We start from the raw sequence: 13324 nt of genomic DNA, 5'->3' as shown, positions 1-13324 counted from the left end.
CACCCGGGCACTCTGCGGTGGCGCAGAGCCAACCCTGCTTCGGTGCGGCGTCGCGCGACCCGGAGACCCCGTGCGTGGATGACGCGCTGTCGAAGACCGTGACGCCGCGGCCCTCGAGCGCTCGTACGTTGCCCAACAGCCCGTGCCGGTCGATCTCGCGCGGGTCGCCGGCGGTGTGCCGGTTCGGCGCGGATGTGCCCGCGTCGTTCGCGCTCGTCGGCGACAGCCACGCGGGGCACTGGCGGGCGGCGTTCGAGCACTTGGCGCTGGCCAAGGGCTGGGGCGGCGTCTCGATCACCCGCACGAGCTGTCCGCTCCAGCAGGCGCTGCGCGACCTGCCCGAGCCGCGGCGGACGCAGTGCGGGCGCTGGAAGAACGACGTCTTCGCGTGGTTCGCGGCGCATCCGGAGATCGGGACGGTGTTCGTCGCCGGGCTGTCGGGTGGGTCGGGGGTCGTGCCGCGGCGGGAGCAGTCGCGTTACTCCGCCGGCGTCGACGGCTATCTCGACGCGTGGCGCGCGTTGGGCGCGCGACGCGTCGTCGCGTTGCGGGACACGCCACGGTTCCGCGGCGACACGGATACGTGCATCGAGCGGGCGCTGCGGCGCCGGCAGGAGGCGGGAACGCGGTGCGCGGTCCCGCGCGCCTTCGGGCTCTCGCGCGATCCAATCGTCGGGGCGGCCGCTCGCGCCGGCGCGCCAGTGCTCGACCTCACGCCCTTCTTCTGCGACTCGCGGTGCTACCCGGTGGTCGGCGGCGCGCTCGTGGTGCGCGACGCCAACCACATGACCGGCGTGTTTTCCTCGACGCTGGGGCCCTACGTGCTGCGGGCGTTCGACCGGCTCACGGGGTCGTGACGGCGAGCGTGAAGGTCAGCGACTTGGTGTAGGCGCCGGGCGTGAGCACCTCGCTCGCGCCGATCGACTGCTGGAACGTCATCGTCGCCGGAACGACCACGGGGGCCGTCAGCGGCGTCAGCGCGCCGCTCGCGGCGAGCACCTGCAGTGGCTGGGCGAGCGCGCCGGCGGGGCCGACCAGGTGGCCGGGAGCCGTCCCGCTCGCGTCGCTCACCGAGAGCGTGCCGTTGCCGGTCGTGGCCGCCGTCAGCGTCGCCGAGTAGTCGCGCGCGACGCCGGGGACGAACGTGCCGAGGCTGAGCGTCGATGCGCTGAGCGTGAGCGAGAGCGGCGTCTCGACCGGGGGCGGCGGGGGCGGGACGTCCGCCTGCGGCGTCGTGACGGTCACGTCGGCGGTGGCGGTCGCCGTCGCGCGGCCGTCGTCGACGGTGAGCTTGAGCGTGTAGACGCCCGGCGTGTCGTAGCGATGGCCGACGAGCGAGACCGGGAGCGTGCCGGTCGCGATCTGGCCGTCGCCGAAGTCGAGCTTGTAGGTCAGACGGTCGTGGTCGGGATCGGCGCCGGTGATCGTCGGGCGCACGGCCAACGGGGCGACGCCGCTCGTGCCGTCGAGCGCGAGCGTCGCGGTCGGAGCCGCGTTGACCACCGTGAACGTGTACTCGACGGGGGCTGAGATGTTGCCCGCGGCATCCTGCGCGCGGGCGCGGAAGACGTGGACGCCCGCCGCGAGCGTGCTCGCTTGGATGATCGGCGCGCAACTTCCGTACTCGCCGTCGTCGAGCGCGCACGCGAGCGTCCCTTCGGTGGAGAGCAGGTCGAAGGCGAGCGGGCCGGAATGCGCCGGTGAGGCGGGTCCGGACTGCAGCGTCACCTCAGGAGCCTTGGTGTCGACCGTGAACGTCCGGACGTACGGGGTCGCGTCGGTGTTGCCGGCGTCGTCGGTCGCGACGACCTCGAGCGTATGCGTGCCGTCTGCCTGCGGAGGCAACGGGAGCAGCGTCGGACACGGCACGATCGGCCGGCCGTCCAGCGTGCACGTGAACGTCGCGCCGGGCGGCGAGGATGCGAGCAGGAACACGGGGCTGGCGTCGTTGGTCAGGCCCTCAGGGCCGCTGGTGATCCCGGTCACGGGTGCAGTGGTGAAGAGCGTGTAGCTGAACGTCGACGGCGTTCCGTAGTTCCCGGCCGGGTCCTGCGCGCGAACCGTGAACGTGTAACGGGCGTCGTCGGCGAGCGGCCCGTACTCCTTCGGGGATTCGCACGGCGCGAACTCGGCCGTGAGATCCGGCGACGTGAGCTTGCACTCGAACTTGGAGTCCGGCTCGGCGGAGGCGAACGTGAACGTCGGCGTCTTGTCGTTGCTGCGATTCGGCGGGCCGGAGACGGTCGCGACAGCCGGTCCGGTGCGGTCGACGACGAACGTCTGACTCGCCGGCGTCTGATCCGTGTTCCCGGCCGCGTCCGTCGCTCGGACGTCGAACGTGTGCGTCCCCTCGGGGAGCGTCCCGAGATCCTTCGGCGACGTGCACGTCGCGAACGCCGCGCCGTCGAGTCGGCACTCGAACGTGGAATTGGCCTCGCTCGACGAGAACCGGAACGGGCTCGGACCTGCATCGACCGTCGTCTGCGGCGCGGTCGTGTCGATCGTGAACGTCCTGCTCTCGGGCGTCTGGTCCGTGTTGCCCACCGAGTCCGTCGCCCGCACCAGGAAGACGTGATCGCCGTCCTGGAGCGCCCCGACGTCGCGTGGCGAGGTGCACGCCTCATACGGTCCCGCATCGACCTTGCACTCGAACGTCGAGCCGGCCTCGCTGGAAGAGAACCGGAACGGCGGCCCACCCGCCTGGAGCGTGGTCTCCGGCGCCGTGGTGTCAACCGTGAACGTCCTTGAGGCGGGCGTGGCGTCGGGGTTCCCCGCGGCGTCGGTCGCCCGCACCTCGAACGTGTACGTCCCGTCGAGAAGAGGCCCGAGCTCACGAGGCGAGGTGCAGGACTCAAACGGCGCGCCATTGACCCGGCACTCGAACGTCGACCCGGGCTCGCTCGAAGAGAACAGGAACTGCGGCGTCGTATCCCGCGTGGTCCCGCTGACGCCGCTGTCGATCGTCGTCTGCGGGGCGGTGTTGTCGACGTCGAAGGTCTTCGCCGCGGGTGTGGGATCGACATTCCCCGCGACGTCCTTGGCGCGCACCGAGAAGGTGTGGGTGCCGGCGGCGAATGTCCGCGCGTCGGGCGAGGTGCAGGCCGCGAAGTCGCCGTCGTCGAGCTTGCACTCGAAGGTCGAGCCGGCCTCGTTGGAGGAGAACACGAACGGGCTCGGACCCGAATCGATCGTCGTCTCCGGCGGGGTCGTGTCGACCGTGAAGGTCTTCGTCGCCGGCGTCGGGTCGACGTTCCCGGCCGCATCCTTCGCCCGCACCGTGAACGTGTGCGTGCCGTCCGCGAACGTCCGCGCGTCGGGCGAGGTGCAGGCCGCGAAGTCGCCGTCGTCGACCTTGCACTCGAACGTCGCGCTCGCGTCGTTCGACGAGAACACAAACGGCGACGGACCCGAATCGATCGTCGTCTCCGGCGGGGTCGTGTCGACCGTGAAGGTCTTGCTCGCCGGCGTCGAGTCGACGTTCCCGGCCGCATCCTTGGCGCGCACCGAGAAGGTGTGGGTGCCGTCGGCGAACGTCCGCGCGTCCGGCGAGGTGCACGCGGCGTAGTCGCCGTCGTCGACCTTGCATTCGAACGTCGCGCTCGCGTCGTTCGACGAGAACACGAACGGACTCGGACCCGAATCGATCGTCGTCTCCGGCGCAGTCGTATCCACCGTGAAGGTCTTCGTGGCGGGCGTCGGGTCGACGTTGCCGGCCGCATCCTTGGCCCGCACCAAGAACGTGTGCGGACCGTCCGCGAATGTCCGCGCGTCCGGCGACGTGCACGCCGCGAAGTCGCCGTCGTCGACCTTGCACTCAAACGTCGCGGACGCGTCGTTAGAGGAGAACACAAACGGCGACGGACCCGAATCGATCGTCGTCTCCGGCGCAGTCGTATCCACCGTGAACGTCTTCGTCGCCGGCGTCGGGTCGACGTTCCCGGCCGCATCCTTCGCCCGCACCGAGAAGGTGTGGGTGCCGTCGGCGAACGTGCGCGCGTCGGGCGAGCTACACGCCGCGAAGTCGCCGTCATCGAGCTTGCACTCGAACGTCGCGCCAGCGTCGTTGGAGGAGAACACGAACGGGCCCGGACCCGAATCGATCGTCGTCTCCGGCGCAGTCGTGTCGACCGTGAAGGTCTTGCTCGCCGGCGTCGAGTCGACGTTCCCGGCCGCATCCTTCGCCCGCACCGAGAACGTGTGCGTGCCGTCCGCGAACGTGCGCGCGTCGGGCGAGGTACACGCGGCGAACTCGCCGTCATCGACCTTGCACTCGAACGTCGCGCCAGCGTCGTTCGACGAGAACACGAACGGGCCCGGACCCGAATCGATCGTCGTCTCCGGCGCCGTCGTATCCACCGTGAACGTCTTGCTCGCCGGCGTCTGATCGACGTTGCCGGCCGCATCCTTGGCGCGCACCGAGAAGGTGTGCGTGCCGTCCGCGAATGTCCGCGCGTCGGGCGAGGTGCACGCGGCGAAGTCGCCGTCGTCGACCTTGCACTCGAACGTCGCGCTCGCGTCGTTCGACGAGAACACAAACGGGCCCGGACCCGAATCGATCGTCGTCTCCGGCGCAGTCGTATCCACCGTGAACGTCTTCGTCGCCGGCGTCGGGTCGACGTTCCCGGCCGCATCCTTCGCCCGCACCGAGAACGTGTGCGTGCCGTCCGCGAATGTCCGCGCGTCCGGCGAGGTGCACGCCGCGAACTCGCCGTCATCGACCTTGCACTCAAACGTCGAACCCGCTTCGGACGACGAGAACACAAACGGCGACGGACCCGAATCGATCGTCGTCTCGGGCGGGGTCGTGTCGACCGTGAAGGTCTTCGTCGCCGGCGTCGGGTCGACATTGCCCGCCGCATCCTTCGCGCGCACCGAGAAGGTGTGCGTGCCGTCGGTGAACGCACGAGCGTCCGGCGAGGTGCAGGCCGCGAAGGCGCCGTCGTCGACCTTGCACTCGAACGTCGCGCTCGCGTCGTTCGACGAGAACACAAACGGCGACGGACCCGAATCGATCGTCGTCTCCGGCGCCGTCGTGTCGACCGTGAACGTGCGTGTGGCCGGGGTCGGGTCGCCGACCGCGCGGACGGAGAAGACGTGGTCGCCGTCGGACAATGCGCCCGGCGTGAACGGGGACACGCATCCGGCGAACGCACCCGCGTCGATCGCACACTCGAAGGTGCTGCCGGGCAGGGTCGACGTGAAGGTGAAGGGCGGGCCGCCCGGGGCGATCGTCGTGTCGGGCACGGGCGCGACCGGGGTGGTCGGGGTGCCGTAGACGGCGAACTCGGAGAGGTCGCGGAAGGACGCACTCGCCCCGCCTTGCGAGCTCAGAAGCGTGACGCGGGCGTAGCGCACACCCGACGCACCCGCCGTCGGCGGCAACACGTTCAGCGTGTGGCGGTCGGCGGAAACGAACGTGCCGGTCCGCGCGACGGTCCAGGCTGCGCCGTCCGGTGAGGTCTCGACGCGATATCCACCCGTTGCGTCGGCGGCTGAGTCGCCGCATGTCTCGGTCGGGTCGATCGCGAACGAGGTCACGTCGACCGCGTTCGGCAACTGCACGATCAGGTACTTCTCGCTGCCCGCGGCGGTGGACCAGCCGAGCGACTGGGATTGGTCGAGCGCCGCGTTCGGCCCGCAGCCGTACTCGACGTACTCGCGCCCGTTGGAACCCGTGACCGTCGCGCCGCCCTTCGTCGCTGACCAGTCACGCCGGACCGTCGGGCTAAAAGTGATCGTGGTGCCGCCGGTGACCGAGAGCGAGGTCGAGGACCCCTCCCACCCACCACCACCCGCAAGCACCTTCAAGTACGCCCCGGCCGGGACGTCGGCGATGGTGTAGCGGCCGTCGGCGCCGGTCACGGCGCTCACGCTGCTCACCCCACCCGCGAGACCCACGGTCACGCCGGAGACGCCCGCGCCGCCGATCGCGTTCGTGACCTGCCCGGAGATCGTGCCCCGCGGCGCGTCACCCGCGGGCGGCAGAGCGAAGCTCTCCGCGGGCGCGGTGTCGTCGCCGCCGACGGCCGCCGCGAAGAAGCCCATCCCCCGCACCGCGAACACACCCCAGATCACGCCCGCGTCCGCCCCGCCGAACAGCGTCTGGTCCGCGAGCAGGATCCCGTTGCGACCGTCCAAGAACGTCGGCTCAGGCGGCAGCAACGACATCCCCGTCGTCACCAGCGCCCGAGCCTTTGCGGACCCCACCGCAGTGCGCAGGTCCCAGAGGGTCTGCGCCCAAATCTCCCCGTCGGCGTGCACCTCGGCGCCGCCGGCCACCCGCCCGAAGTCGCCGTAGGTGAACCCGCCGGACCCCAAGGCGGGACGCCCGGGACAGGCGATCGCGTCCGCGCCCGTCACCGGGCAGTCCAGCGGCGAGTAACGCAGCTTCGAGGACGAGCCGGAGAGGTCCGTGTACGCGCCCATCGCGACCTCGCCCACGGCGCCCGTGTCGAGCCCCGGGAACTGGTCGACGATGAAGTCCTGCGCGTACCAGTCGCTCCACGCCTCCCCCATCGCCCCCGCTTGCGCCGAGTTCAGCGCGCCGTAGCCGTCGGCGTCGACCACCAGCCGGTTGGAGAGACCGTGCGTGTACTCGTGGTAGAGGACCGACGCGTCGCTGCCACTCGACACCCGCCTGAACGGCGAGCTCCACAGGTACATCTGCATCCGCGGATGCGACCCGTCCGGCGGCGTGAACATGTTGGCGTTGTTGAGGTGGTTGCCGTCCGGCCCGGTCGAGGCGCCGTCCATCGTCTCCAGCAGCAGGTCGTCGGCGCCCTCGAAGGCGCCCTTGGCGGCCGTGAAGCCGATCGGCGCCGCCGCCAAATGGTCATGGAAGCGGTTGGCGAAATAGAACGCCTGCACCGCGTCCTGCTGGCGGTTCAAGACGCGATCAGCCGTGCCGCTCCACGAGCACAGATGCGCCGCGTCACAGCCCGTCCCCGCCACCGGCTGCAGCGGGAACGAGAACCCGCCGCCCACCCGCGCGACCTCCTCGGACGTCGCCGCGACCCCGTTGTCGTCGAGATCGCTGTAGACGTGGGCGTTCGGCCCGTTCAAGTTCGTCGCGCTCGCGCTCAGCCAGCCGCTCTGCTCGAGGTTCACGGTCGCCGCGGTCCCACCCACGCCACTGCCGGGGAACCGCTCCCAGACCAAGGCGGGCGTCTCGGACTTGACCATGTTCACGCGCCGCAGGACCTTGCCGGTGCGGGCGTCGACGGTCGCGTCGTAGACCGCGTCGTCATCCGCGCGGTAGCGCACCCGCCACGCCAGGCGGTCGCCGGACGTCACGAGCGAGGCGGCGGTGTCGTGGCCGTAGTCGGTCGTGCGCTGCGCACCCGAGGGCCCGCGCCGGCGCACCAGGCTCCGGTAGGCGCCGACGTCGTCCTGCACCGCCCGCACCGCCTCGCCCGCGTCCAGGACGGGCACGGCAGACGAGACGTCCAACCCGTGCTCGGGCGCGCCGAGCACGCTGAGCACTCGGCCGTCTGAACCCACGTTCACCCGCAGCACCCCATCCGACGACGGAATCCCGTCGACCGACTGCCGCCACGTGACCGACGTGACACCGCCGGGGAGAGCGGACACCTCCGGGGCGCCCGAGACGTCACCAGAGGCGAGCCCCAGCACCGCCAGGTTCGCGCCCAGGTACGACGAGGCGATCGACTCCGGCGAGCGCGCCGACGGACCCGTCAGCGTCCCGTCCAGGCGCGCGAGCACCCGCGGGGTGCCGGTGCGCCGATCGAGATCGACGACGCCCTGGCGGCCCAGGCGGTGTTGCAAAGTGGATCGATCGGCTCGCTCCTTGGCCTGCGCTACCCCCGTCAGCGGGAAGGCCAAAAGGGCGAGCGCGACCCCTAGCGCGCAGCGTCCTCCCATTCGAGCCACGAATAATCGACCTTCCAGGGGGAAAGGGCGATCAGCTATCCGTCCAAGTGATCGGCTCGAGGTCGTTCACGAACCCCGGCGTCGCCTCGACGCGCCCCAGCCACGCTGTGATCCGCGGGTATTCGCTCGGTTCGGCACCCGCCTCGGACGCGCAGTGCACATAGCCGTACAGCGCCGTATCGGCGACGGTGTACGACGCGCCCGCGACGAACGGATCGACCAGACCCCGCTCCAAAGACTCCAGCGAGCGCCGCCCCTGGCGCAGCCGGTCCGCGAACACCTCGGGGTGCTTCCCCACCCGCCCGACCAGCGCCATGAACCGCGCCACCGCCAATCCCGGCTCGACCTGGTTCTGCTCGAAGAAGAGCCACTGATGCACGCGGGCGCGCTCCAGCGGAGCAGAAGGCAGGAACGGCGTCCCCTCGGCCAGGTACAACAGGATCGCCGCCGACTCCGGGAGCACGTCGCCCGAGTCGAGCTCCAGCACCGGCACCCGCCCGTCCGGGTTGCGCGCGAGGTGCTCCGGCCGCCGCGTCTCGCCGCTGAACAAGTCGACGGTCACCCGCTCGAACGAAAGCCCCAGCTGCCGCAGGAGGATTCGCACCTTCAGGCAGTTCGCGGATGCGGGATGGTCGTAGAGGATCACAGGACGCGCCGGAAGAACGCGATGGTCTCGGCGAACGCCTGGTCGGTCGCTTCGGGGTCGAAGCGCGGGCCGATGTCGCGCCCGAACGCATGCTCAGCCTCGAACTCCAGCCAGCGGAACGTCGGCCCGCCTTCCAGACCGGCGCGCACCACCTCGCGCGCAGGCGCCGGCGTATGGGGATCGAGGGAGCCGAAGATCAGCAGCAGCTCACCGTCGATGTCGGCCACCCGCTCCAGCGCGTCGGAGCGATCCTTGCCGAGCTTGCCGTCGTGCAGCCCGGTCGGGTACCAGCAGGCGGTCCCCCGCACCCGTGAATCGAACGCCGCCCGGAACGCGAGATGCCCACCGGTGCAATGCCCCGCCGCGCCGACCGTCGGACACGCAGCACCGAACCAATCCAGCGCCGCCGCGATGTCCTCGTCGAACTCGGCGGTCGTGATCGCCTCGGCGTCCGCCTGCCCGCGGACCTTCCCCGGGTCGTCGAACCCGAGCACGGTGCCCGCCGGCTCGACGCGGTGATAGATCTCGGGCACGGCGACGAGGAACCCGTAGCCGGCCAGCCGCACCGCCCAGCGCAGACTGGACTCGGTGAGCTGGAAGATGTCGGTGTAGAAGACGACGCCCGGGTACGAGCCGGGTGCGGCGGGCTTGGCCACGAAGGTGCGCATCGCCCGCTCGCCCACCGGCACGTCGACGTATTCACGTGTCAGGACCACGGCGCGCATCCTCGCATGTTGGAGATCTCACACTCCCCCAGCCGCCCGCGGACCCAATAGCTTCCGCAGCCATGCTGAACGTGCTCAACCCCGCCACCGGCGAGACGATCGCCGAAGTCCCGGTGTCGACGCCGGAGGACGTCGATCGCGCCGTCGCCGCCGCCCGCGCCGCGTTCGGCGGCTGGTCGACCGTGACGCCGTACGAGCGCCAGCAGGCGCTGCTGAAGCTCGCCGACGCCGTCGAGCAGCACTCCGACGAGCTGGCGGAGCTCGAGGCGCGCAACGCCGGCAAGCCCGTGCACGCGATGAAGGCCGACGAGATGCCGGTCTGCGTCGACAACCTGCGCTTCTTCGCGGGCGCGGCGCGCTGCCTGGAAGGCAAGTCCGCGGGCGAGTACATGACCGGCCGCACATCCTTCATCCGCCGCGAGGCCGTCGGCGTCGTCGCCCAGATCACGCCCTGGAACTACCCACTGATGATGGCGATCTGGAAGATCGGGCCCGCGCTGGCGACCGGCAACACGATCGTGCTCAAGCCGGCCGAGACGACGCCGCTCTCGACGCTGCGGCTGGTCGAGCTGGCGAACGAGATCCTGCCGCCCGGCGTGCTCAACGTCGTCACCGGCGCGGGCGAGGTCGGCCAGCGCATGGTCACCCACCCCGACGTCGACATGGTCTCGCTGACCGGCTCCGTGAACACCGGCAAGTGGATCGCCAAGGCCGCCGCCGACACGCTCAAGCGCGTGCATCTCGAGCTCGGTGGCAAGGCGCCGGTCGTGGTCTTCGACGACGCCGACCTCGACGCGCTGGCGGAGACCGTCACGGGCGCCGCCTACTACAACGCCGGCCAGGACTGCACCGCGGCCACCCGCGTGCTGGCGTCCGACCGCATGCACGACGACGTCGTCGAGGCACTCGCCGAGCACGCGAGGACGTTCAAGCTCGGCGACACGTTCGACCCCGAGACCACGCTCGGCCCGGTCAACTCCGCCCGCCAGCTCGGCAACATCACCGGCTTCCTGGACCGCCGCCCCGACCACGCGCGGATCGTCACCGGCGGCCGGCGCCCGGACTCGCCCGGGTTCTTCCTGGAGCCGACGATCGTCGACGGCCTGCGCCAGGACGACGAGATGGTGCAGAAGGAGATCTTCGGCCCGGTCATCGCCGTCCAGCGCTTCGACGACGAGGCGAAGGCGATCGAGTGGGCCAACGGCACGCCGTACGGGCTCGCCGGGAGCGTGTGGACGCGCGATGTCGGCCGCGCGCTGCGGGTGGCGAACGCCATGCGCTTCGGGTGCGTCTGGATCAACGACCACCTGCCGTTCGTCTCGGAGATGCCGCACGGCGGCTTCAAGCAGTCCGGCTATGGCAAGGACCTCTCGATGTACGGCGTCGAGGACTACACGGTCGTCAAGCACGTCATGGCAAGCTTGAGCTGACATGGCCTCTCCCGATCAGCCCCAGGCGCCGTACCTGAACGCCGTCGTCGCGTACGGGTTCCGCGGCTCCACCCGCTTCCACGTGCCCGGCCACAAGGCGGGCAACGGCGCCGACCTCGGCGTGCGCACCGCGATCGGCTGGCAGACGCTGAAGCTGGACATCCCGCAGGACATCCACGGGGTCGATCTCGGCGAGTCGCCGACGCCCTACGAGCGCGCCGAGCAGCTCGCCGCCGAGGCGTACGGCGCGGCCCGCTCGTGGTTCCTGACCAACGGGGCCACGCAGGGCAACCACGCGCTCTGCCTCGCGCTGGCGCCGCTCGGCGCGCCGGTCGTGGTGCAGCGCAACGCGCACGCGTCGGTGATCGACGGCCTGGTCCTGTCGGGCGGGTTGCCGACGTGGGTCCCGCCGGAGTACGAGCCCGAGCTCGGCATGGCGCACGGCGTCACGCCGCAGTCGCTGAAAGCCGCCCTCGACGCCACGCCGGGCGCGCACGCCGCGTTCATCGTCTCCCCCACGTACTACGGGATGGCCGCGGACGTCGAGGGCTGCGCCGAGGTCGCGCACGCCGCCGGCGTGCCGCTCGTGGTCGACCAGTCGTGGGGCCCGCACTTCGGCTTCCACCGCGATCTGCCGCCCAACGCGCTGCACGTGGGCGCCGACGCGATGCTCACGTCGGTGCACAAGATCGCGGGCTCTCTCACGCAGTCCGCGCTCCTGCATGTCTCAGACAGCGGCCGGATCGATCCCGACGCGGTCGCGCGCACGCTGCGGTTGATGCGCTCGACGTCGCCCTCTTCGCTGCTGATGCTCTCGCTCGACGGCGCGCGCCGACAGCTCGTGCTGCACGGCGAGGCGTTGCTGAGCGGCACGATCGCCGCGTCGCGCCGCACGGCCGAGGCGATCGACCAGATCCCCGGCTGCCGCGTGGTCGGCGACGAGGAGATCGGGCGGCCGGGAGTCGCCGCCCGTGACCCGCTGCGGATCGTGATCGACGTCCGCGGCACGGGCGCGACCGGGTACGAGATGGCCGCCGCGCTGCGCTCGAACTTCGACACGCAGGTCGAGCTCGCCACGCAGGCCACGATCGTGCTCGTGCTCGGCCTGGACGAGCTCGTGCGCGAGCTCGAGCGCTTCGTCCACGACCTCACGTCGATCGTCGAGCACATGGAGCGCCCAGGCGAGATCGAGGAGGTCACGCTGGCCTCGGGCACGTTTGAGAACGAGGTCGTCGTCGCGCCGCGGGAGGCGTTCCTCGGCCCGTCGGACGTCGTCGCCGTCGACGACTCGATCGGCCGCGTCAGCGCCGAGGCGATCGCCGGCTACCCGCCCGGGATCCCGGTCCTGCTGCCGGGCGAGCGGATCACCGACGACGTGATCGCGTACCTGCGTTCGCTCAAGAGCGTCGGCGCGCGGCTGCACGGCGCGAGCGATCCGGACTTCAACACGATCTGCGTTATGCCTGACGTTCAGTGATGCGCGTGAACCACGGCGTGGCCCTTGCCGCGGGCGATCAGCCAGCGGTTGACGGGGTACGCCGCGGTGCCCGCGATCAGCAGCGCGAGCGCCAGGAACGCGTAGAACTTCAGCTCGTCCAGGCCGGCGTCCATCGCGCCCGGAATCGCGACCATGATCGTGTTGTCGACGATCTCCATGATCGTGATCGAGATCGTGTCGCTCGCCAGTGCCAGCGGGACGACCGCGCTCAGGGCCATCCCTGAGCGCAGCAGCGGCAGCGACGTGAACGCGTAGCCGAAGAGGAACGCCAGCGCGATCGAGAGCACCACGGTCGCGCCGGTCGACAGATCGAGGGCGTTGCCGATGATCATGCCCAGGATCTCGCCGATGGCGCAGCCCGTCAGGCAGTGCACGGTCGCGCTGAACGCGACCCGGTTCAGGGATTGCCCGTGATCGTGCTGCATACCCCCTAAGGGTATCAGCGGTCGGTCACCAACCCCACCTCGCCGTCCTCCTTCCAGAGCCGCTCGAGCACCTTCGCGGGCATCCGCGTGAGGTGGGGATAGCTGCGGCCCCACGAGTTGAGGACGTCGACGTAGTCCAGGCCGCCGTAGCCGAGCGTGGTCAGGACGTCGTCCACCGAGCGGGCCCAGCGGTTGGCCTTGATGCCTTCGCCGAGTGCCTCGAGGCCCGTCTTGCCGTCCTTGACCACACAGTGGCCGCGCTTGCGCAGGATGTCCAGCCCGGCGCGGACCGACGTGCCGTCGTAGTCCTCCCCCGGCCACTCGTCGACCTTCTGCGCCTCGTGGTAGAGCCAGAACCCGTCATAGGTCTTGCGGTTGAGCTGGCTCGTCAAGCGACTGATGCCGAATCCGACGCAGGCGCCCTCCTCGCCCTGGTTGTAGAAGTCCCACCAGGCGTCCGGATCGTTGGAGCCCTTCGGTTTCAGGCACACGCAGTGCCCGCCGCGCACCTTCGTCAGCTTCGCGTCGCGGGCGATCCAGTAGTGGCCTTCGGCGTCCTTCTCGGGCTCGTCGAACTCGACGTACCAATTGACGCCGATGACCACGGGCGTCGGCTTGGCGGGCGCCGTGCTCGCCGTCAGCGGGTACTTGTCGACGTGCTTCCAGTCGCTCGGGGGGCGACGTCCAAGTGGTCCGGGCATGAGAGCGAC

At 70.7% G+C, this 13324-nt stretch carries 8 protein-coding genes; 3 read left to right on the top strand and 5 right to left on the bottom strand.

Going from position 1 to position 13324, the window contains the following annotated elements; genetic code table 11:
• Positions 1 to 74 precede the first annotated feature (74 nt).
• Positions 75 to 857 carry an SGNH hydrolase domain-containing protein gene (locus tag OM076_RS05520; protein WP_270038485.1) on the top strand — a complete coding sequence of 261 codons (783 nt, stop codon included), beginning with the start codon at positions 75 to 77 and terminating at the stop codon, positions 855 to 857.
• Here OM076_RS05520 and OM076_RS05515 read toward each other — a convergent pair.
• The 3 genes from OM076_RS05515 to OM076_RS05505 form a co-directional block, all read right to left on the bottom strand.
• The gene (locus tag OM076_RS05515; protein WP_270038484.1) at positions 844 to 7785 is read right to left on the bottom strand and encodes a M36 family metallopeptidase; all 6942 of its coding nucleotides are present in this window, start codon (positions 7783 to 7785) and stop codon (positions 844 to 846) included. The two genes, OM076_RS05520 and OM076_RS05515, sit on opposite strands and share 14 nt — an antisense overlap.
• A gap of 136 nt (positions 7786 to 7921) precedes the next feature.
• On the bottom strand, positions 7922 to 8536 hold the full coding sequence (locus OM076_RS45870) for a glutathione S-transferase family protein (RefSeq protein WP_270038483.1): 615 nt from the start codon (positions 8534 to 8536) through the stop codon (positions 7922 to 7924).
• A complete protein-coding gene (locus OM076_RS05505; RefSeq protein ID WP_270038482.1) occupies positions 8533 to 9252 on the bottom strand; it encodes a dienelactone hydrolase family protein in 720 nt (239 codons plus the stop codon). The genes OM076_RS45870 and OM076_RS05505 overlap by 4 nt, the downstream gene beginning before the upstream one ends.
• A gap of 71 nt (positions 9253 to 9323) precedes the next feature.
• On the opposite strand from OM076_RS05505, the gene OM076_RS05500 reads away from it, so the two are divergent.
• Positions 9324 to 10691, top strand: a complete 1368-nt coding sequence (locus OM076_RS05500; RefSeq protein WP_270038481.1) for a gamma-aminobutyraldehyde dehydrogenase — start codon at positions 9324 to 9326, stop codon at positions 10689 to 10691.
• Position 10692: 1 nt separating this feature from the next.
• Positions 10693 to 12168, top strand: coding sequence for an aminotransferase class I/II-fold pyridoxal phosphate-dependent enzyme (locus OM076_RS05495; RefSeq protein WP_270038480.1), 1476 nt, complete (start codon positions 10693 to 10695; stop codon positions 12166 to 12168).
• Here OM076_RS05495 and OM076_RS05490 read toward each other — a convergent pair.
• Both OM076_RS05490 and OM076_RS05485 read right to left on the bottom strand, forming a co-directional pair.
• Positions 12162 to 12614, bottom strand: coding sequence for a DUF4396 domain-containing protein (locus OM076_RS05490; protein WP_270038479.1), 453 nt, complete (start codon positions 12612 to 12614; stop codon positions 12162 to 12164). The genes OM076_RS05495 and OM076_RS05490 overlap by 7 nt on opposite strands.
• A 14-nt stretch (positions 12615 to 12628) precedes the next feature.
• Positions 12629 to 13315 carry a hypothetical protein gene (locus tag OM076_RS05485; protein ID WP_270038478.1) on the bottom strand — a complete coding sequence of 229 codons (687 nt, stop codon included), beginning with the start codon at positions 13313 to 13315 and terminating at the stop codon, positions 12629 to 12631.
• Positions 13316 to 13324: the final 9 nt, after the last annotated feature.

It is taken from the genome of Solirubrobacter ginsenosidimutans, from assembly GCF_027587205.1.
This window is presented reverse-complemented; position numbering and strand designations above follow the sequence as displayed.

What these genes read in the sequence shown, in the direction of transcription:
- OM076_RS05485 (WP_270038478.1), bottom strand. Translation starts at nt 13,315, where the DNA reads ATGCCCGGACCACTTGGACGTCGCCCCCCGAGCGACTGGAAGCACGTC.
- OM076_RS05495 (WP_270038480.1), top strand. Translation starts at nt 10,693, where the DNA reads ATGGCCTCTCCCGATCAGCCCCAGGCGCCGTACCTGAACGCCGTCGTC.
- OM076_RS05500 (WP_270038481.1), top strand. Translation starts at nt 9,324, where the DNA reads ATGCTGAACGTGCTCAACCCCGCCACCGGCGAGACGATCGCCGAAGTC.
- OM076_RS05490 (WP_270038479.1), bottom strand. Translation starts at nt 12,614, where the DNA reads ATGCAGCACGATCACGGGCAATCCCTGAACCGGGTCGCGTTCAGCGCG.